The organism is Sphingomonas qilianensis, from assembly GCF_039614825.1.
Taxonomy (GTDB): domain Bacteria; phylum Pseudomonadota; class Alphaproteobacteria; order Sphingomonadales; family Sphingomonadaceae; genus Sphingomonas; species Sphingomonas qilianensis.
Genome location: NZ_JBDIMF010000002.1, coordinates 461,560 through 480,537, shown reverse-complemented (window position 1 = coordinate 480,537; position 18,978 = coordinate 461,560). Strand labels below are relative to the sequence as shown.

Below are 18,978 nucleotides of genomic sequence, written 5' to 3'. Positions count from 1 at the left end.
GCTGTTTCGATCCACGCCCCCGCGCGGGGGGCGACAAATTGTTTGCCACGTGGGCCTCCGGAGTATGGTGTTTCGATCCACGCCCCCGCGCGGGGGGCGACCGCGATGATCGAGGCGCGGCCAGACGGCGCGACGTTTCGATCCACGCCCCCGCGCGGGGGGCGACCCGCGAGCTGCTCGACATGGAGCGCGAGCTTCGTGTTTCGATCCACGCCCCCGCGCGGGGGGCGACCGATCGGCCACTTCGCAGCATCGGGCACGCGGCTGTTTCGATCCACGCCCCCGCGCGGGGGGCGACTGCACCTACTCTTATACATTGAGAAAGAAGCGACAATTCGAACGTGTGCGCGAACCTATGCGGAATTGATCGAAAATCGCTACCTTCCAACTGCACTCTTTCGCTGCAGCCCGCAATTCCACCGATTTTTGGCTGCGCGAATTCTCGGCTCTACGATCGGCAGCTTGCCGTTCGCGCAAACACCGCATCGCTACAATATGATGGATCCGGCCAGATCCAAAGTGGCCTTGGCCCCGATATGCTCCACGCGAGACCGCCCGTTCCTGCCCAAGGCATAGAAGCGTAGGCTGTCGCATGCGAGGTCGATTTCACCCAGCAGAGCGGCGCGGAGCATTGCCCACTGCGCCGGGTCCACCTCGCATTCGAACACGGAATGCTGGACGCGCTGGCCGAAGTCGAGACACGTGCGGGCCACCCGCCGCAAGCGCCGTCGGCCCGCCTTAGTCTCAGTATTTACGTCATACGTGACGAGCATCAACACGAAGCGGCTACTTCCAGATGAACGGCGGATAGCCGTCGATATCGCCGCGCAGGTGCCGCGCCAATAACTGCGCTTGGATATGCGGTATGAGCCCAAGCGTCACCTTCTCGTCGAGATATGGGTGGCGCAGCTCCTCCTTCTTGCGCTCCTGCCAAGCGACCAGCACCGCTTTGCGCGCGTCATCCTTGAGCAATACAGCGCCGCCATCCTCGATCACGAAGTCGGTCGCCACCAACTGGCGACGGTTGATAAGGCTGAGCGCCAGGCGCTCGGCCATGCCAGGACGAAATTCCTCCATCAGGTCGAGCGCAAGGCTGGCGCGCCCGGGTCGGTCGGCGTGGAGAAAGCCGACTTGCGGATCAAGCCCAACGCTTTCCAACGCCGAGCGGCAATCATGGCCGAGCAGCGCGTAGAGAAAGTTTAGCAGCGCGTTGATCCGATCCATCGCCGGCCGGCGCGAGCGGCCGCGGAAGCGAAACGCATCGTCCTCGACGCGCACAAGATGATCGAACACCGCGAAATACAAGCTGGCCGCTTCGCCCTCCAGCCCGCGCAGGCCCGCAATGTCGGGCATTAGCAGCGTGCGGCGGATCGTGTCGCCGATGCGCCGTTCGGCCTCCTCGACCGCCGCGCGAGCCAGCGGCGTCATGCTCCCGGCATGATCGCGCAGGGCGCGACGCAATACCGTGCGCTGGTTGGCGGCTTTGGCGGCGACCACGCCGCGCACGATCGGCACGGCGCGATCCTCGTCATCGCTGGCCCGATATTGTGCACGGCGCAGTAGCACGTTGCCGGTGCGCGGACCTTCGACCCGCGCGATGAAGCGCCCGTTGGGGGTCAGGAAGGACAGTGCCACGCCGCTTTCCGCGCACGCTGCCATCAGCGCGGGCGACACGCCCGCGCGGCCGAAACAGACGAGGCTACCGATCATGTGAATCGGCGCACGACCGCGCTCGGCGCCATCGACCTCGACGACGATGTTGGCGCCGTCCTTGCGCACCCAGGCGTCCTCGCTGGTGACGTAGATACTGTTGAGATGGCGGCGCACGGGCGTCAATCGGCCAATTGGCGCGCGAGCCAACGCTCGACGGATGGTCGCGCGGCAATCGCCTTCGGGCGGCACAGCGGCTCGAGCGAGCAGCGCGCGCAACCGGGCATCGGCACCGGCGGCGGGGTGCGCCCGGCGGCGAACATCGCGTGCACGTCGGCTGCGACCGCAGCGGTCAGCGCGCGCAATTCGGCATCAAGCGCAATTTCGGTGCGGCGACGCCGCTCGCCATAGAACAGCGCGCCCTCGGGCACGGCAATTCCAAACATTTCCTCGAGACATAGGGCTTGCGCGCAAAGCTGGACTTCGTCGGCGCGGTGCGGCTTGGGCCGGCCGCGTTTATATTCGACCGGATAGGGCTGCACGCCCTGGAACTCGACCGCGTCGGCCTTGCCGGTCACGCCGAGCGCGAACGAGCGGATCGCCATGCCGCGCACCGTGCGGACACCGCGACGGCGGTCGGGGCGGCCGGTATCGACGCGCTCATGCAGGATGCGACCCTCTGCGGTGGCGCCGTCCTCGAGCCATTGCTGTTCGACATGGATCAGCGCGCATTGACGGGGGCAGAACAGCTGGTGCTGGAGCGCGGAGATGGGGACGAGGGAATCCTCGTCGCGATCTCCGGTTGTAGACTGCGTCTCCAGCACCGCACCGCTCAACAGGGCCGGTGGATCGTCACGCCCGCCGGCACCGCGGCTTCATCGACCGTCACCGCATAATCGTTGAAGCTACGCGCTGGCGGCCAGTTGTGGATAGTCTCCGATCCGATCTTGTGCAGCGCGCCTTCGTCGCGGGCATCGGCGTCGGGCCGTTTGCGCCAGGTCTTCACGCGATCGAACAGCGCATCGGCATGGGCATTGCCGAGCTTGCTCTCATGCTCGAACACGATCAGCGCGCGCGTCGCCATCTCGCCGCGAGCGGCAGAGCGATCATGCTCGAACATGTTGGACAGCGCGGTCCATAGCAGTTCAAGATCTGCCTCGCTGAAGCCGGTGCCCTTCGCCAAATGGCTGGCGAGCGGCGCAGAGACGAAGCCGTGCGCGCGATACAGGCCGTAGGGAATGATGTGCTTGCGGCCCATCGTGCGGTTGTCGGTGCGCTCGTCCTCGCCGCCGGCGGCATCCTTTTTTTCCTTCTCGGCAGCATTGGTGGCGGCCATCCGCGTGATCGAGATTTCAAGCGGCAGCACCGGCTCGATCGAGCGGGCGAAAGTGATCTGCACCGGCCCGCGGACCTGCCCGGCGTTAATGCCCGTCGATAGGACGGCGCCGAAAGTGCGGATGTCGAAGAAATTGTCGCACATCCAGTCGCGGATGGATTTTGCCTCCGCATCGCCCTTCGGGTTGAGCTTCTTGTCGGTCTTGGCTTTCTCGTCGTCGGGGCGCAGCGCGACATAGGCTTCGCGATGGGCTTCGTTAAGGATCGCGCCTTCTGTGACGTAGATGCGGTAGCCGGGCTCGCCTTCCTTGGCGAGTTCGACATAGTTGCGCACCTTGCGCTTCAAACACACGTCGGACACCAGCCCGAGGTTGGTCTCGGGGTCGAGCCGTGGCAGGTTTCCGGCATCGGGGTCGCCATTGGGATTGCCGTTTGTGACATCGAAATAAAGCACGAAATCGTGGCGGCGTGTCAGCGCCGGGCTGGTCTCACTCACTGGTCTTCCCCCTGGTCTTCGGTGGCGACCGCATCCTTCTTGACGAAGCGCGCGGCGCGTTGATGGTAATAGCCGATCGCGAAGCGCCCCTGGTCTTCGAGCCGTAGCGAGCGCGGCAATTCGGTGGCGATCCCGCTCATGATCTCTTCGAGATCACGTTCGATCCCGCCCGCTTTGCCTTCCTTACGCAGGCTGGCGAGATGGTTCTGCCCGCCGCGCAGCAGCAACGGGAACACCGTCGCCGGGGTGGCCGACGCCGCGCCGAAGAAGCGGTCGCGGATCGTTGAGTTGACACGGCCCAGCGCATTATATTGCGCCGCCTCCAGAACCGCGAACAAGCGTCCCAAGCGGTAGGCGGGGTTGGTTTCGTTCCTGTCCAGGCTCATCAGCCAATCCTTCTCGTCGGGAAGATTCTTCTGCTTCAGACGCTCGCGATGCTCGCGCGCCAGCACGCCGCGGATTACGGCGGCATGCCATCCGCCGCCGGGATCGTCGCCAGCGCGCAGCCGCATCATCGCGGTGGTCAGCAGCGTGCGGGGATAGCGACTGCCCATCAGCACCGCGCGCGCCATCTCGCCGGCAAGCAGCGGCGGGATATTTTCCCACTTCTCCTGTGCCGCAGTGGTCTTGACCAGCAGGCGGTTGATCGATGGGCCTGCGCCCCAGCGGTGGGGCGGCGGTGCAATCGCGATATCTTCGGCGTGGCGCATCACGTTGCTGGCGAAGGCGCCGAGCGTGTTGGTCAACCAGAAGCGTACCGACAGCCGCGCGGCGTTGGGCGACAGGCCGAGGACGTGAAGGCGCACTTCGGGCGGCACCTCGCCGTCGCCAATATGCGCGGGTCGGCCATCGGCGAGTTGGGTCAGCGCATCGCGCAGCGGCGCAGCATAGGCGTCGTCATCATCCTCCACCTGACCGGCGGGCCGGTCGAGCGCGTTGAGCGTGGATGCCATGACTGCCTCGCCGGCTGCTGCCTCCACTTCTTCAAGGCCGGATGAATCGGCCCAGAATACGATCGTGGCATCGCCGAGCCGAGCGCGCTGGCGATAGAGGATTTGCAGCGGCCGGGTGGGATCGACATGCGCCCCGCCGATCAGTTCCAGCCGATACCGGCTGTCGCGATCGAGCAGCCGATTCAGCGCCGCGCCATATTTGAACGCTGCGACCTGACCGGTCGGTGCATTGGCGCCTTGTTCGCGGCCATAGGATTCATAGGCTGCGGCGTTGAACGACACCAGCGCCGCGCCGGCGGTTTGGGCCCCATCGACCCCGCGAATGGCGGGATGCAATCGCGCGAGGGGCGTCTCGACGCCGCTGACGAGACAGATGCCGCCGTCACCAGCAATGCTGCGGGCTTCGATCAACGGCAGCGCGGCAGGGCGTTCATGGATGAAGCGCGGCGCGCCATCGACGGTGTCGCCATCGAGCCGGAAGACGATGTTTGCGTCGAGCATATCCGGGGCGAACGGGGCCGCCGCGAACCGTTCGGCCGTCCAGCTTTCGAGAAAGCGGCGCAGCGCGACCAGGCCCGCATCGTCGCTGCCAGCGAGCAGTTCGAGATGCAGCGCGCGGAATGCCTGCTGTTCCTGCGCCGTCCGCTTGCCATCGCCCGCGGTGACACCGAGTGAGTATGCCGTCTTGTCCCACAGGAAATTCGGCACGACCGCAACGGTACGCTTCATCTCCGCCGGCACGTCGATCGCGCGGCCGATCATCTTCTTGCCGCTCTGCTGGCACAGCGGCATCACGCTCACGGGGTTGCCGGCGCCGTCGATCACCACCGCGAAATCGATCAACTTGCGACTGAACCCCGGCGGCTCGGCCTCGCCGCGCCGCGCCATGCGGTCGTAATAGCCGGCAAGCGCCTGAAGGACGGTCATGCGACCATCGTCTCCGCCGCCAGATGCTCGACTTCGAGCACGCCGTCTTCCAGCAGCGCGCGGAAGAAGCGCGCGGGCGTGCCAGGCGCATAGCCCGGCTCGTAATTCATCCAGCCGAGATCGCGATTGCGCTCCGCGAGGTCGAGCGCGCTTTCGGGCAGCGGTGCACCCTCCTCGATCAACCGGAAGTCGGCGGCGAATTCGCGCGTGCCGAGACATGGCCGGTGGAAGCACTGCCCGTCGCGCGCGCGGCGGTTGAACATCGCGATATGCTTGGCGGGCGTGTCCTCCGCGCCGGCACGATCCGTCATCACAAACCGCGCCTCGATCACATAACCGACATCGATCAACAGCATGGAAGCGCGCTGCTGCCGCGCATTGGCGATATCGATGCCGAGGCCCGCGGTGGTCCCGGCCTTCATCGCGCTCTTGGCAAGGCTGGCGGATGCCTTGGCGGACACTTCGTTACGGCGGATCGATTGGAAACGGATCGGCTTGAGCACATGGATCCGGGTGATCTCCCAGTGGATCGCCGGTTTCCAGTGGATCGCTTCCAAAATGCCCCGCGCGGCGGCGGGCGTCATCACGTCATAGGAAACGCGTTCGACCTTCATCTCGGGACGTGTGAAGCAGGCGTGATCGCCCCAGACGTGCAGACGAACCCCAAATGCCATGCAGCCCCCGACTATTTCTGCCCCGCGCAGAGACTACACGGCCCCTCGCCCGGGGCAAGCCGGTATCAAATCAAAACGGTCCGAACATCAAATCTTTAGGATCCGCGGCATATTCGTCCAGTGCCAGCCCGGTCGCCGCGTCATACCGTCCCCCGACCAACACGACGAAGCGGTCGCCATGGTCCTTGTCTACGACCTGCACCGAGCCGGTCGCCAGCATCTTAGCGCGGACCTTGGTCGGCACGGAAACGGTGTAATGCTGCAATCGCCGCAACACCCCGCCCGGCAAGCGCCCCTTGTTTCGCAATGCTCCCCGCAGCGCGGAGATCAAGCGCTGGGGTTCCTCCGGATCGGCGCCGCCGCGCCACGGGATGATCACCGGGTCCATCACGTCGTCGATCATGCGGAAGGCTTCGGTAATGCTCGCATAAGGAAAATCGTACTTGATGCGGCGCTGGGCGATCTCTTTCAAAATCGGGAACGCCTTGTCGTCGAGGGTTCGCGACGCGTCGAGTTGCGCCTCGCCCTTGCTCCAATAGAGCGTGCGGAAATAGGTACGCACCGCGTCGAGCCCGAGCGGGTCGTCGCCATGATGGCGTAGCGTCTCGTGCATCGCCGCGATCTGCTGCGCGAATTGGCGCGGCGACGCGTGGTCGCTTGAGGCGAAGACCACGACGCGGCCCGTGTTCCTGTTGTCCTCGCGATTGCAGCGCCCCGCCGCTTGCGCAACGCTGTCCAGCCCGGTCTCCGCGCGCCACACCTCTGGAAAGTCAATATCGACGCCGGCCTCGATGAGCGACGTCGCGACCAGCCGTACCGGATGCCCAACCTTCAACGCATCGCGCAATTCGGCCAGCACCGCGCGGCGGTGCGCGGGGCACATCAGCGTCGTCAGATGCCGCGCGCCGGGCAGGTCTTTGATCGCCGCGAACAGATCCTGCGCGTGGCGGCGGCTGTTGACGATGCACAGCATCTGCGGCGTCTCGGCGAAACGCGCGGCGATCGTAGCGTCGTCCACTGCCTCCGGCAGCACCTCGACCGTCACCCGCTTGAGCGCCTCGTACAGCCCCTTCGGATCGGGAGCGAGTTCACGATCGTCGGGGATGTGGAGCCCGCCCTTGAAACCGTCCTGCGCGCGCATGGCGGGCTGAGTCGCGGTGCATAGCACCACGCTTGCGCCATAATGCCCCGCCAGTTCGTCGATCGCCGCGATGCAGGGGCGCAGCAACGGAACCGGCAGGGTCTGCGCCTCGTCCAGAATGATCACGCTCCGCGCAAGGTTGTGCAGCTTGCGGCAACGCCCCGTGCGGGAAGCATGCAGGCTTTCGAAGAACTGTACCGCGGTGGTCACGACGATGCGAACATCCCAATTTTCAGAGGCGCGTCGCAATTTATCGAGACCGTCACGGCCTTCGTCGCCATCGCCTTGGCGGCTTTTCTCCCATTCGACATTGCCGTGATGTTCGAGCACGTGTGCGTCGCCAAGCACGGTCTTAAAGATCGCGGCGGTCTGCTCGATGATCGAGGTATAGGGGATGACGTAGATCACGCGATCGAGGCCGTGCGCTATCGCGTGGTCGAGCGCGAAGGCCAGGCTAGCCAACGTCTTGCCGCCGCCCGTCGGCACGGTCATCGTGAACAGGCCGGGCGCAACCGCCGCCTTGCCCCGGGCGTGTACGAGGATTTCGGCACGCAGGCTGTTCAACGGGCTCGATTTGGCGCCGGCAACCAGCTTGTCGAGATGTCGATCGAGGCGTTCGCGCAATTCGGTGAGCGGCGTGGCGTCGCCGCGCTCGATCGGTACGCCGCTCGCGTTGGCATAAAAGGCTTCGGTCGCGAGAAAATCGGCGTCGACGAGGCAGGAGAACAGCATTCGGCCGAGAAAAACCTCCGCATAGCCGGCGGGTGCGCGATAGTCTGCGCGCTGCTGCCAATCGACCTGGGGCAATTCCGGAAGGTCCGAAACCTGCGTCTCCCAGCCGGCATAATCGGGCAGATCACGCTTTTCCAGCCGTGCCTGCAACGATCCGCCGCGATGACCGGTCCCGTCTGCCAGCCCCGCATGATGGCCGGCAATAGCGAAGGCGATAAGCCGGGCCGCGAGCGGAGCGGATGCGCCATATCGTCGCGTCGCCTCGACGGCGCCCGCCGTGCTGTGGTCGGGCCCGCGTCCTGCGTCTGCGCCGTTAATATAGGCCTGAAAAGCGATCGAGACTTTTCCGATATCGTGCAGCAGGCCGGCGGCCAGCGCCAACTCTCCGGCACCAAAAGCGGCGGCAAAGCGCCGGGCCAGATGACCGACCTGGGTCAGATGATGCGACAGCGGCTCCCATAAGTGCTGCGGTTCGCCGGCGAGCGAGTGTGCGAAGGGTGGCATTCCGCCAATTTGGCACGGTCCCACGAGATTGCCAGCCGACTTTGTCGAGCTGGGCGGATGATTCGCAGGCAGCGGACCTCCCGGTAGTTGCCAGTCCGCTTGCCACCGAGGCTGTGTGAGAACGGCGATCGAGCATCGATGATAGGAGCGCGCGCGAACGCGGCGCTCAGGCCTGCATCGCTGCAATCAGCCCCGGCACTCCGACCAGAGCGATGGCGCGCTTGATGTTGTAGGCCAGCACATGGAGGCTCATCTCGGTCGCCACGTTCTTCAGCGTGCGGGTTTTGAGGTGGCTTCGCCCCATCCAGTCCTTGATGGTGCCGAAGACATGCTCGACCGTGCGCCTGCGCACGCGCATCGCGTCCGGCATGCGGTCGAGCCGGGCCTGCATCGCCTCGATGACCTCCTCATGCTTCCAGCGCTTGATGCGGCGCTCGATGCTGCCGGTGCAGTTGGCCTTTACGGGGCAGCGGTAGCGACAGGCCGGCGTCGCATAAGCGTGCAGCAGCATGCCGTGTTCGATGGTTGAGAAGCGCCGGGTCATCGTTTCTCCGGCCGGGCAGCGATATGTGTCGCTCTCGGGCACGTAGACGAAGTCCTGCTTGCCCCAGCGGCCCTCGGCCTTGCCACCGGAGGTGAGCGGCTTGGGGCAGATCGCGGTGATGCCGGCCGCCTCGCAGGCAAGCACTTCGGGCCCCGAAAAGTATCCGCGATCGGCAAGCACCGTGAGCGCATCGGCACCGGTCGCCGCGCGTGCCTGGTGGCCCATGTTCGCCAGCGACGTGCGGTCGTGGCCGAGGTTGAGCATTTCGTGCGCGACGATGATGTGGCTGCCGGTATCGACGGCGGCTTGGAGGTTGTAGCCGACTTGGCCCGTGCCGGTGCCAGCCGAGGCCATCGCCCGCGCGTCGGGATCGGTGAGCGAGATCTGTCGGTCGGGCGATGCCGCGACCGCCTGCTCCATCGCCTCCAGTTCGCGCATCTGGCGCCGAAGCTCGTCGATCCGCGTCGTCAGTCGTCCGGTGCGCAGCTCGGCTGCGTCGCCGTCCTGCCGGTCGGCGGTGTCGAGCATGCCCAAATAGCGCTGGATGCTGGCGTCGATCTGCTCCATCCGCCGCCGGATCGTGACCGGCGTAAAGTTGCGATCGCGCGCGTTCACCGCGCGGAAGCGGCTGCCGTCCACCGCTACCGTCCCGCCCGCGATGAGGCCGAGCTGGCGGCACAACAGCACGAAGCGGCGACATGTCGCCTGGATCGCAGGCCCGTGCTCGCGGCGAAAGTCGGCGATGGTCTTGAAGTCCGGGGCGAGCTTGCCCGTCAGCCACATCAACTCGACATTGCGGCCCGCCTCGCGCTCGAGCCGCCGGCTCGACTGCACCTGGTTGAGATAACCGTAGATGTAGAGCTTGAGCAGCATCGCCGGGTGGTAGCCCGGCCGGCCCGTCGCTGCGGCATCGGGGAAGCCCAGCATCGCCAGGTCCAGCTCGTCGACGAACACATCGACAATCCGCACAGCGCTGTCTTCGGCCACGTAATCGTCCACGCACGGCGGCAGGAAAAGCTGCTCCCTGCGGTCACATCCCTCGATAAAACGGCCCATCCGACGTCTCCAGATGACGTTGACAAGCATAACATATCAGGACGTTTTCACACAGCCTCTACCCTAAGCCGGCGTTCGAGCCCTCCCCGACCAGATGAACAAACGTCCGCTTATTACCGCGCCCTACTCAAAACAGACGGGCCGCGTTCCACCCAAAGCGGAGACGGCTCAAATGAAGGGCACATGCCTTCGGGGATCGCGATGCGGTCTGGCAATAGGATATGCCAGCCCAAGCTCGTAGCACCTTTCGTTCATAGTCTACTGCACATGCGCCGGCCAGCATTGCCTATGATGCACTGTCAGCGGCGCAGGACAATGGCCGCGGCTTGAGCGAGCAGCTGCGCGTCGGCTGCGTCGCCGGCAACGGCAGAAGCGCGCTCTCCTAATTCTACCCCTTTGCGACCGATAATCGCGACCAATGATCCGTCCTCCATAATCGCGCCAGCCAGCGTCAGCAGTCTTAGCGCTAATTCGTGCCGGTCATCCATGGTGCCAAGAAGGGCGACAATGTCGCAGAAGTCGATACGCAGCTTTGCGCTAGCCGACCAATAGCGGTCATTCGATCTCGGCGAACAGCTCCGCAATGGGCACATCGAGAGCGTCTGCGAAGCGCTGAACGACGGTGACCGTCGGGTTACGGGCTCCGCGTTCGATACCGCTGACATACGTCCGGTCGATCCCGAATTGCAGCGCAAACTTCTCTTGCGCGAGCCCCCGCGCGCGCCGCAGGCGGCGTATGTTCTGACCAAGGCGCTGGAGTACATCCATTGCCGCTGCATCAACAGCGATGTCGCCTCAGTTGCCACGGACGATGAGTATCATTTCTGACTGGACTTGCGACGGCACGCAAGCGACGTCGGGGACATGAGAAAGGTACCGACCGCAGCGATACGCTATATCAAGTTGGGCGCCGGTGGTCGCTGGGAAGGCGCTCTGGACCGGGGCTGGCTTGAATGGGGCACCGCCGACGACCGCCACGTGGCGGGGCTCGGCGGTGACTGGAAAGCCGTGTATGAGGCCTACGTGGCGAAAGGGCGCGTTCCCGCTACGGCGACGGGATACACTACCGAAGCAAAGGCCTTCTTCGATGCGGATCCCGCCGTAACGTGGATCACCTTCGCGCGAGGTCGTATGTGGTGGTGCGTCGCCGAGTCGAAAGTGCAAGCAATAGAGGGCGCCGGGGACGCCAGCGGAGCCTTTTACCGGATGGCGCGCGGCGGCTGGCAGGACCGAGACGCGAATGGAGTGGTGCTAGACCTCGATCGCCTTAGCACGCGCCTGACACAGCTACAGGGCTATCAACGCTCCATATGCAGGCTAACGGCTGACCAGAAAGAGCTATGCCTACGCTATATAAATGCGACCCTCGATCCGGTTCAAACAGCAATGACTGCGGCGCGTGACGACCTCAAGCAGCACTTGCGTACATTGATCCGGCGGCTTGCATGGCGCGACTTCGAACAGCTGATCGACCTCGCTTTCGCGCGCACCGGCTGGACAAGGGTGTCATCTTTAGGCGGCACGATGAAGGACGTCGACCTGGTGGTAGAGCAATCGTTCACCCGTGAGCGCATGTCGGTCCAGATCAAATCTAAGGCTGATCAGCGAACAATCGACGACTATGCAAAGCGGCTCGGCGAGCGCGCTCCGCGCGAGCGCATCATGCTCATCTGTCATTCGCCCATTGGCAAGTTGACGGCACCCCCGCCCCTGCAGGAACGCCGGCTTGAGCTAGTGATGGATGAAGAGATTGCCGACCTGTCGATCAACGCGGGCTTGGTCGACTGGGTCATCGCACGGTCGTTGTGATCGAAATATCGGGTATAGCGTCTGCCTGCGGGCTACTCATACTCGGCAAACAGGTGCCGAGTTTCTTCATCGCGTTTACCTTCTTCAATTAGCCCCGCGACAACCTCGGCGATGCGTTCCTGCTGCAATTCTGGTGTCGTTCGTTCGTCCTCAACTGTTGAGTTGAAAGCTCCGATTTCGTGCAGAGCTTTCATCGCCTTCAGGCGCTGTGATGGCGTGCCTGCCAAAGCATCATTAATGACGCCGATTACGATCGCTTGCTTCTTCGGCAATCGCACTTCTCGCCCTCGGAAAACGACGGTTACCGATTCATTTAATGCTTCATGGGCGAGGACCTCGAGCGTCGCCTCCCGAGCCTTTTTCTTATGGCGGGGGCCTCGTGGATTGCCCGACTGCCCCGGCTTAAACTGGTGTTTTTGCGGCGGCTTGCCCTTGCCCACGGCGTATTCCCGATCGTCGTAGCTGCCCATCAGTCCTGCCCCTCGATATCGGTATTATCGAGCACGAGTTCGACGTCTCGGTGAATAAGCTCAGCCTTGCGACCGGTAACACGCTCCCAGCGCGCAATCGTACGATCGACATATGTTGGATCGAGCTCGATTAGACGCGCATGGCGGCCGATCCGTTCGGCGGCGATCAGCGTGCTGCCCGAACCACCAAATGGGTCGAGCACGCGGTCGCCCAACGCAGTTACATCCAGCAGGGCCTCGGCCATAAGGGCGACCGGCTTGACCGTGGGGTGCAGCGAGCGGGCCTTGGTCCTGGCCTTCCCGAACCCAATCATACCGGGGAACGACCAAACGTTGGTCCGGTCGCGCCCGTTCTTGCCGAGCGCCACATTATTGAGGTGGGGTGCTGAGCCATTCTTGAACACGGCCACGCATTCATGCTGGCTGCGATAAAGCGAACCCATTCCGCCTCTGCCCTTATCCCAAATGCAGATATTAAGTCGCTCGGTGAACACCTGATCGCCGACCTGCAGCAGTTCGAGCAGATGCGCATGGTCCATGCATACGAACGCAATTGCGCCGTCGGTAAGGTGTGCACAAGCGTTCGACAACGCCACATTCAGGAACTGCTCGAACTCACTCTGCGTCATTTCTCCCGAAGCCATGGCGAAGTCGTCGTGCTTCGCCGAGCTGGTGACGTGACCCTGAATCTTCACGTTGTACGGCGGGTCCGTGAAGCAGCACGTTGCTCGGTCCGCGCCCATCAGAGTCGCGTAAACTGACGGTTCCAAACTATTGCCGCAGATGATCCTGTGGTCGCCAAGCGCGTAAAGATCGCCGAGTTGCGCTCGCGGCACCTCGAGGCTTTGTGGCAAATCCTCATCCAGATCGTCGTACAGCCCGGCCCGGTACCTACCGTCGAGACGGTCCATTTCACCAATCGTAAAGCCGGTGAGGGTCAGGTCGATCTTGGGAACCTCTGCTCTGATTTCTTCAAGCTCGAGGCGGAGCGCGTCGAGGTCGTAGCTCGCCACCGACGGCAGCTTGTTTGCCGCGATCGCAAAGGCCCGTAGCTCTGCATCGCTAAGATGCGATATGCGAATAACCGGCACCTCGCGAAAGCCCAGCTTCTGCGCCATTTCCCAGCGGAGGTGACCATCGACAATGACATTCGCGCTGTTGACAGTGATCGGGTCGAGCATCCCATACTCTTGGATGCTTGCCTCCAGCGTCTGTCGCTTCTTGCCACTATGCGTCCGGGTTCGACGAACAGCCGGGACTAGGGCAGCTACCGCCACCAACTCCCAAGCGCCTGTTGCTGAAACTCTGTTCGAACCGCGAACCAATCTTGCTTTCGTCACGAACTCGCCTCCAAAACGGCGAATCGCGAAAAAGCACGAAGACGCCTGCCAAAACAGTTACTCGCCTCGTCTTCTGCAGATCGATTAGAACGGCATCACCGCCCCGTCAATAGTACTCTTTGAACTGAGCTAGATAATTATAGAATTTTAAGCTCGATACTTTACAATCTTTGCCACGGTTGTTCACTTTACTTTGGTCACCCCGTGAAACTCTTGTTTCCCTACCAGCACTTGATTCTAACGCTGCCAGCCCGCTTCATTTTCCCTGCTGGCTAACATAGGGAACGCTGCTGCTAACTAGCTGATAAATCGTGGTCTTTGCAGACCTCAAGTGCGGTTTTCGGTTCCAAAACGAAGTATCCTGTGCTTGGCAGGGAATAGCAGGGAAAGGGTACCATTCCCTCAGGCCGCGGAGAAATGACCGCAGAATGCCGCAGTTATCTCCTCGCGATTGTGCTCTGCAGTACCCTCCGACATGCAGAAAGGCGCTGAACCGCGCCCTTTTTGGGGTGCAGCCTACGCTCTGTCATTCATTTGGTGACTAGTTGGCGGAGACGGAGAGATTCGAACTCTCGGTACCCTTTAAGAGGTACGACGCTTTAGCAAAGCGTTGGTTTCAGCCACTCACCCACGTCTCCGGACCCGGCGGCAAGCGGCGGCTATAGCGGGCGTCGCGGCGACGATCAACCGTTCGTGGCGCGCTATCTGGCGTAAAATCGACTCAAGTTGCCGCGCCGGGCGCGATCGTTCATTGCCGGTCAAGCCGCGAAGGCGCTAGGCGATGGTCTTGGGGCCAGGGGAGTAGACCATGGGCAGACTGTTTTCGACGATTGCGATGGCCGGGCTGATGCTCGTGGCCGGCCCTGTTCTGGCGCAGGAGGTGCGCACGATCGATCCGAATCAGGCGATCGACGCCGACCTGTCGACGCAGCGCGCGCCGGATTATACCGTGCCCGCGCCGCTCGATCGCCCGCCCGCTTACCCGCCATACGATCCGCAGGGCCCGCGCGTCCCCGCGGAGACGCCGGCAGGCGCGCCCGCAGCGCTCGATCCGCAGCAGAATGTCGCGCGCGATGGCGCCGTGGCGATCGCCGAACAGGGCGATACCTTCAACCGCGAAGAATTGCTCAGCGCCGCCGAAGGCACGCTGGGCAAGGGCACCGCCGGCCTGGCCGGCATGCTGGAGAAGATCCTCAAGGACCAGGGCCAGCCCAACGCATATATCGCGGGGCGCGAGGCGGGCGGCGCGTTCGTCGTCGGGCTGCGCTACGGCCAGGGGGAGATGTTCCACAAGATCGAGGGGCAACAGCCGGTCTATTGGACCGGCCCGTCGGTCGGCTTCGATATCGGCGGCGACGCCAGCAAGGTGTTCGTGTTGATCTATAATCTGAACGACACCGAGGAACTCTATCGCAAGCGCTTCGCCGCGGGCGAGGGGCGATTGTTCTTCGTCGGCGGGGTCGCGGCAAGCTATCTGCGCAAGGGCAATCAGGTGGTGATCCCGATCCGCCTGGGCGTCGGCTGGCGGCAGGGCATCAATATCGGCTATATGAAGTTCAGCCACGACGCGAAGTGGTTTCCGTTTTAAAGCGCAGCGCCGCGCGGCCACGTCCGCGCGAACAGCGCAAGCTCGGCCGGCGGGCTTCAGCCCGGCCGAGGGCATGGGCTTTGCCCATGCACCGCTTGGCGCGTACGCCTCAACGGCCATGACGCCCCTCGACCCCACCGCCGAGCGCACCCGCAGCATCCTGCGCTGGACGCTCGCCGCCGCGTACATCACCGCCGGCATCGCGCACGTCGCACTCCCGCAGCCATTCCTCAGGATCACCCCCGCCTGGGTGCCCTATCCGGCCGAGATCATTTTCATCACCGGCCTGTGCGAGCTCGCCGGCGCGGTCGCGCTGCTGACCACGCGGCTGCGCTGGTGGGCGGGTGTTCTGCTCGCCGCCTATGCCGTGTGCGTGTATCCCGCCAACGTGAAGCACGCGATCGATCAGGTGCTGGTCGCGCACGAGCTGCGCAGCCTGTGGTATCATGTCCCGCGTCTGGCGGCGCAGCCGGTGATCATGTGGTGGGCGCTGTTCGCCGGCCGCGTGGTCGATTGGCCGTTCAAGCGCCGACCTAGCGGGAGATGAGCGCGCCCGCGTTCAGCCGACCATCTGCCAGGCCAGCGTCTGGCCCGCGTGGAACGGCACGACGGCGGTGTCGCCCACGCCGCACAGCGCGGGCACCAGCACATCGCGCCGCTCCAGCGTCACCGTGCCCTCGTTGAGCGGCAGCCCGTAAAAGCGCGCACCATGTTCCGAGGCAAAGCCCTCGAACCGATCCAGCGCGTCTTCCGCGTCGAACACGGCGAGATAGCTTTCGAGCGCGAACGGCGCGTTGAAGATACCGGCGCAGCCGCACGCCATTTCCTTGCGTCCGCGAACGTGCGGCGCGGTATCCGTGCCGAGGAAGAAACGCGGCGATCCCGACACCGCTGCCGTGCGCACCGCGAGGCGATGGCGCTCGCGCTTGACCACCGGCAGGCAGAAGGCATGCGGCTGCAGCCCACCGGCAAACAAGGCGTTGCGGTTGAGATGGAGATGCTGTGGCGTGATCGTCGCCGCGACATTGGCGCCCGCGCCATTGACGAAATCGACCGCCTCGGCAGTGGTGATATGTTCGAGCACGATCTTCAACGCGGGGAAATCGCGCACAAGCCCGCCCAGCGTGCGTTCGATGAACACGGCTTCGCGATCGAAGAAATCGATCTCGGGATCGGTGACTTCCCCGTGGATCAGCAGCGGCATGCCGATCCGCTGCAGCATCTCCAGCACGCGCCCGAGCGCGCGGATGTCGGAAACGCCGTGCGCCGAATTGGTCGTCGCATTGGCGGGATACAGTTTGCACGCGGCCCATACGCCCTCGGCATGGCCGCGCGCGATCTCCGCCGCGTCGGCCGTGTCGGTCAGATAGCAGGTCATCAGCGGCGTGAAGTCGCTGCCCGCGGGCAGCGCGGCGCGGATGCGCTCGCGATAGGCCGTGGCAGCGGCAACACTGGTCACCGGTGGCGCGAGATTGGGCATGATGATCGCGCGCGCGAACTGGCGTGCGGTATACGGCGCCACCGCGTGCAGCATGTCGCCGTCACGCAGATGGACATGCCAGTCATCGGGGCGGCGGATCGTCAGGCGGTAGGTCATCGCGTTCGCCTAGCGCGCCGGCGGCCAATTCGCCAGCCACGTATTGCCGCTGCCCCCTGCCCGCCCTACCTCGGCCTGTATGACCGCCACCATGCTCGCCGATCGTTCGCTGCTGCGCCTGTCGGGAGACGATGTCCGCGGTTTCCTGCAAGGGCTGATCAGCGCCGATATGGCCGGGCCGCTGCCGGTGTGGGCCGGATTGCTGACGCCGCAGGGCAAGGCGCTGTATGATTTCATCGTCTGGCCCGATGGCGATGCGCTATTGCTCGATTGTGAAGCCAGCGCGGCGGAGGGCCTGAAACGCCGGCTATCGATCTATCGGCTGCGCCGCGCGATCACGATCGAGGCGGACGCGCGCACCGTGCATTGGTCGCGTGCGCCCGGGCATGGCATGCCCGATCCGCGGCTCGCCGCCCTGGGCTATCGCTGGCTCGCGCCGGCCAGCGAGCCGGCCACTGGCTGGCTTGCCCACCGCCTGTCGCTGGGTATCACCGAAGGCGTGGCGGAACTGGGGCAAGACAAGACGCTGTGGCTCGAATGCAATGCGCGTGAGCTGAACGGCGTCAGCTTTACCAAGGGCTGCTATGTCGGCCAGGAAAATACTGCGCGGATGCATCACCGCAGCAAGGTCAACCGTCGCCTGGTCGTCGCGCCACGGGCCGAACCCGGCGATCGCACCCGCGCGACTTATCCCGAGCTCGGTCTGATGATCGAACACCGCCGAGTCGAGGCGCTGGGCGATGCCATTATCCCGGAATGGCTGGCCGCCGCGCTATAGCCATCGTGCTGCTCGCGCGGTCGGTCCAGAACGGCGATAGCTTTGCACGCCGTCCCCGGCGACAGCAGGGGCCACGAGGACGCAACAGCGTCGCGCCCGTTTTTGGCCCCTGCTGTCGCCGCGTATACGTGTCTTACCGGTTTTGTTCGTCGTGAAACCGTCGGTCGCCCGCGCCGGTCAACCAAAAAGGGGGCCGGCTTTCGCCGACCCCCTTTCCGTGTAGCCAAACTAGGCTCGGGCTTACTGGCCCGAACCAGGTCCGTACTGGATTTCCACACGGCGGTTTTCCAGCTCGCGAACGCCATCGGCGGTCTCGACGCGGGGACGGCTTTCGCCGAATGCCGACGTGCTGATCACTGCTTCCGGGATCGAGCGAGCCGTGAGGTACGACTTCACCGAATCCGCGCGACGCTGCGACAGGCCAACGTTGTAGCTTGCCGAACCCGACTTATCGGCGTGGCCGGCCAGCATGACCTGCGTGTTGCCGCAATTCTGGTACTGCGAGATCGCACCGTCGAGCAGCGAAGCTGCCTGCGGCGTGATGTCCGACTTATCCCACTCGAAGAACACGATATACGGTCCAGGAGCGCAGACCACTTCCGCAACCGGCGGCGGCGGCGGAGGAGGGGGAGGAGGCGGCGGGGGCGGAGGCGGCGGCGGCGGCGGAGCTGCCGGTTCGCCGAAGTTGTACGTCAGGCCACCCAGGATGCTGTGCGTGCGCAGACGGCCTTCATACTGGCCACCCGTCACGTCGACCAGACGAACGTTGTCCACGTTGAAGAAGCGATACTTCAGCGTCGCGTCGACATTGCTGCTGAGCGGTGCACGGATGCCCGCCAGACCCTGCCAAGCGAAACGCGTGTCCGAATCGTTCAGGAAATCGCCATTGGTGTTAAGACCGATGCGCGACTTGACGCGGGCAACGCCGACACCACCGCCAACGAAGCCCTGGATGCCGTCATCGTCACCGAAGTCGAGCAGAGCGTTAGCCATGAAGCTGAGTGCCGACGTGCGGCCCCCCGCATAGTCGTAGTTACCAGCCGGCTGCTGCGAAACAGTGCCGTTGGCCAGATACGCCGGGGTCGTGCCCGTCGCGCTGTAGCCCTTGACCGTCGCCGTGCGATAGCCGACTTCGGCCTCGACACGGATCGCGCCGAGATCGTAACCGATCACGCCATCGACGTCATAGCCATAATGGTGGTCGACCGATCCGTTACCCGAACCAGCAGCCGTTGCGCGGGTAACATCATAATCGATGTCTTCCACGATCATTGCGCCACCCTCGACGCCCACGTACCACGAATTATCGCGTGCGAGGGCAGGTGTGGCTAGCGCAGTGGAGGCAAGCGCCATGGTGATGGCAAGCTTCCGCATAAAAATCCCC

Annotated in this window: 17 protein-coding genes, 1 tRNA gene and 1 CRISPR repeat array; of the genes, 4 read left to right on the top strand and 14 right to left on the bottom strand. The window is 64.1% G+C overall.

What is annotated here, in order from left to right:
- Positions 1 to 2: 2 nt before the first annotated feature.
- A CRISPR array of direct repeats spans positions 3 to 298; the repeat unit is 33 nt; unit sequence TGTTTCGATCCACGCCCCCGCGCGGGGGGCGAC.
- 190 nt (positions 299 to 488) lie between these two features.
- The 9 genes from cas2 to ABC969_RS08745 all read right to left on the bottom strand — a co-directional run bounded on the left by cas2 (position 489) and on the right by ABC969_RS08745 (position 10,780).
- Positions 489 to 773 (bottom strand): CRISPR-associated endonuclease Cas2, encoded by a 285-nt coding sequence (gene cas2, locus ABC969_RS08785; RefSeq protein ID WP_345864320.1) that lies wholly within the window; start codon positions 771 to 773, stop codon positions 489 to 491.
- Between the two features lie 13 nt (positions 774 to 786).
- Positions 787 to 1,827, bottom strand: a complete 1,041-nt coding sequence (cas1c, locus tag ABC969_RS08780) for a type I-C CRISPR-associated endonuclease Cas1c (RefSeq protein WP_345864293.1) — start codon at positions 1,825 to 1,827, stop codon at positions 787 to 789.
- A gap of 5 nt (positions 1,828 to 1,832) precedes the next feature.
- Positions 1,833 to 2,474, bottom strand: coding sequence for a CRISPR-associated protein Cas4 (gene cas4 / locus ABC969_RS08775; protein WP_345864292.1), 642 nt, complete (start codon positions 2,472 to 2,474; stop codon positions 1,833 to 1,835).
- 8 nt (positions 2,475 to 2,482) lie between these two features.
- Positions 2,483 to 3,481, bottom strand: a complete 999-nt coding sequence (gene cas7c, locus ABC969_RS08770) for a type I-C CRISPR-associated protein Cas7/Csd2 (protein WP_345864291.1) — start codon at positions 3,479 to 3,481, stop codon at positions 2,483 to 2,485.
- A complete protein-coding gene (cas8c, locus tag ABC969_RS08765; RefSeq protein ID WP_345864290.1) occupies positions 3,478 to 5,361 on the bottom strand; it encodes a type I-C CRISPR-associated protein Cas8c/Csd1 in 1,884 nt (627 codons plus the stop codon). Before cas8c ends, cas7c begins: the two co-directional genes overlap by 4 nt.
- Positions 5,358 to 6,035 carry a type I-C CRISPR-associated protein Cas5c gene (cas5c, locus tag ABC969_RS08760; RefSeq protein ID WP_345864289.1) on the bottom strand — a complete coding sequence of 226 codons (678 nt, stop codon included), beginning with the start codon at positions 6,033 to 6,035 and terminating at the stop codon, positions 5,358 to 5,360. Before cas5c ends, cas8c begins: the two co-directional genes overlap by 4 nt.
- 70 nt (positions 6,036 to 6,105) lie before the next feature.
- Complete coding sequence (locus ABC969_RS08755) at positions 6,106 to 8,412, bottom strand: CRISPR-associated endonuclease Cas3'' (protein ID WP_345864288.1); 2,307 nt, start codon at positions 8,410 to 8,412, stop codon at positions 6,106 to 6,108.
- Between the two features lie 166 nt (positions 8,413 to 8,578).
- Entirely contained in the window at positions 8,579 to 10,012 is a 1,434-nt protein-coding gene (locus ABC969_RS08750) for an IS1182 family transposase (RefSeq protein ID WP_345864287.1), read from the bottom strand.
- A 555-nt stretch (positions 10,013 to 10,567) separates the two neighbouring features.
- Complete coding sequence (locus ABC969_RS08745; protein ID WP_345864286.1) at positions 10,568 to 10,780, bottom strand: helix-turn-helix domain-containing protein; 213 nt, start codon at positions 10,778 to 10,780, stop codon at positions 10,568 to 10,570.
- Between the two features lie 96 nt (positions 10,781 to 10,876).
- On the opposite strand from ABC969_RS08745, the gene ABC969_RS08740 reads away from it, so the two are divergent.
- Positions 10,877 to 11,821, top strand: coding sequence for a restriction endonuclease (locus ABC969_RS08740; protein ID WP_345864285.1), 945 nt, complete (start codon positions 10,877 to 10,879; stop codon positions 11,819 to 11,821).
- Between the two features lie 32 nt (positions 11,822 to 11,853).
- Here ABC969_RS08740 and ABC969_RS08735 read toward each other — a convergent pair whose 3' ends face one another.
- From ABC969_RS08735 to ABC969_RS08725, 3 genes are all read right to left on the bottom strand, one after another.
- Positions 11,854 to 12,291, bottom strand: coding sequence for a DUF5681 domain-containing protein (locus tag ABC969_RS08735; protein ID WP_345864284.1), 438 nt, complete (start codon positions 12,289 to 12,291; stop codon positions 11,854 to 11,856).
- Positions 12,291 to 13,568 (bottom strand): site-specific DNA-methyltransferase, encoded by a 1,278-nt coding sequence (locus ABC969_RS08730; protein WP_345864319.1) that lies wholly within the window; start codon positions 13,566 to 13,568, stop codon positions 12,291 to 12,293. The genes ABC969_RS08735 and ABC969_RS08730 overlap by 1 nt, the downstream gene beginning before the upstream one ends.
- Before the next feature lie 609 nt (positions 13,569 to 14,177).
- Positions 14,178 to 14,269: transfer RNA gene (locus ABC969_RS08725), tRNA-Ser, on the bottom strand.
- A 170-nt stretch (positions 14,270 to 14,439) separates the two neighbouring features.
- Here ABC969_RS08725 and ABC969_RS08720 point away from each other — a divergent pair.
- On the top strand, positions 14,440 to 15,219 hold the full coding sequence (locus tag ABC969_RS08720) for a DUF1134 domain-containing protein (protein WP_345864283.1): 780 nt from the start codon (positions 14,440 to 14,442) through the stop codon (positions 15,217 to 15,219).
- A gap of 118 nt (positions 15,220 to 15,337) precedes the next feature.
- Positions 15,338 to 15,766, top strand: coding sequence for a DoxX family protein (locus ABC969_RS08715; protein WP_345864282.1), 429 nt, complete (start codon positions 15,338 to 15,340; stop codon positions 15,764 to 15,766).
- A 12-nt stretch (positions 15,767 to 15,778) separates the two neighbouring features.
- On the opposite strand, the gene pyrC is transcribed toward ABC969_RS08715, so the two are convergent.
- Positions 15,779 to 16,816, bottom strand: coding sequence for a dihydroorotase (gene pyrC, locus ABC969_RS08710; protein ID WP_345864281.1), 1,038 nt, complete (start codon positions 16,814 to 16,816; stop codon positions 15,779 to 15,781).
- A gap of 79 nt (positions 16,817 to 16,895) precedes the next feature.
- On the opposite strand from pyrC, the gene ygfZ reads away from it, so the two are divergent.
- Positions 16,896 to 17,594: a CAF17-like 4Fe-4S cluster assembly/insertion protein YgfZ gene (ygfZ, locus tag ABC969_RS08705; RefSeq protein WP_345864280.1), complete on the top strand. Its 699-nt coding sequence runs from the start codon at positions 16,896 to 16,898 to the stop codon at positions 17,592 to 17,594.
- Positions 17,595 to 17,834: 240 nt separating this feature from the next.
- Here the strand turns inward: ygfZ and ABC969_RS08700 are convergent, their stop codons facing one another.
- Entirely contained in the window at positions 17,835 to 18,968 is a 1,134-nt protein-coding gene (locus ABC969_RS08700; protein ID WP_345864279.1) for an OmpA family protein, read from the bottom strand.
- Positions 18,969 to 18,978 lie beyond the last annotated feature (10 nt).

Coding starts and splice junctions, on each gene's coding strand:
- cas2 (WP_345864320.1), bottom strand. CDS start 773: ATGCTCGTCACGTATGACGTAAATACTGAGACTAAGGCGGGCCGACGG.
- cas8c (WP_345864290.1), bottom strand. CDS start 5,361: ATGACCGTCCTTCAGGCGCTTGCCGGCTATTACGACCGCATGGCGCGG.
- cas5c (WP_345864289.1), bottom strand. CDS start 6,035: ATGGCATTTGGGGTTCGTCTGCACGTCTGGGGCGATCACGCCTGCTTC.
- ABC969_RS08755 (WP_345864288.1), bottom strand. CDS start 8,412: ATGCCACCCTTCGCACACTCGCTCGCCGGCGAACCGCAGCACTTATGG.
- ABC969_RS08750 (WP_345864287.1), bottom strand. CDS start 10,012: ATGGGCCGTTTTATCGAGGGATGTGACCGCAGGGAGCAGCTTTTCCTG.
- ABC969_RS08745 (WP_345864286.1), bottom strand. CDS start 10,780: ATGGATGTACTCCAGCGCCTTGGTCAGAACATACGCCGCCTGCGGCGC.
- ABC969_RS08740 (WP_345864285.1), top strand. CDS start 10,877: ATGAGAAAGGTACCGACCGCAGCGATACGCTATATCAAGTTGGGCGCC.
- ABC969_RS08735 (WP_345864284.1), bottom strand. CDS start 12,291: ATGGGCAGCTACGACGATCGGGAATACGCCGTGGGCAAGGGCAAGCCG.
- ABC969_RS08720 (WP_345864283.1), top strand. CDS start 14,440: ATGGGCAGACTGTTTTCGACGATTGCGATGGCCGGGCTGATGCTCGTG.
- ABC969_RS08715 (WP_345864282.1), top strand. CDS start 15,338: ATGACGCCCCTCGACCCCACCGCCGAGCGCACCCGCAGCATCCTGCGC.
- pyrC (WP_345864281.1), bottom strand. CDS start 16,816: ATGACCTACCGCCTGACGATCCGCCGCCCCGATGACTGGCATGTCCAT.
- ygfZ (WP_345864280.1), top strand. CDS start 16,896: ATGACCGCCACCATGCTCGCCGATCGTTCGCTGCTGCGCCTGTCGGGA.
- ABC969_RS08700 (WP_345864279.1), bottom strand. CDS start 18,968: ATGCGGAAGCTTGCCATCACCATGGCGCTTGCCTCCACTGCGCTAGCC.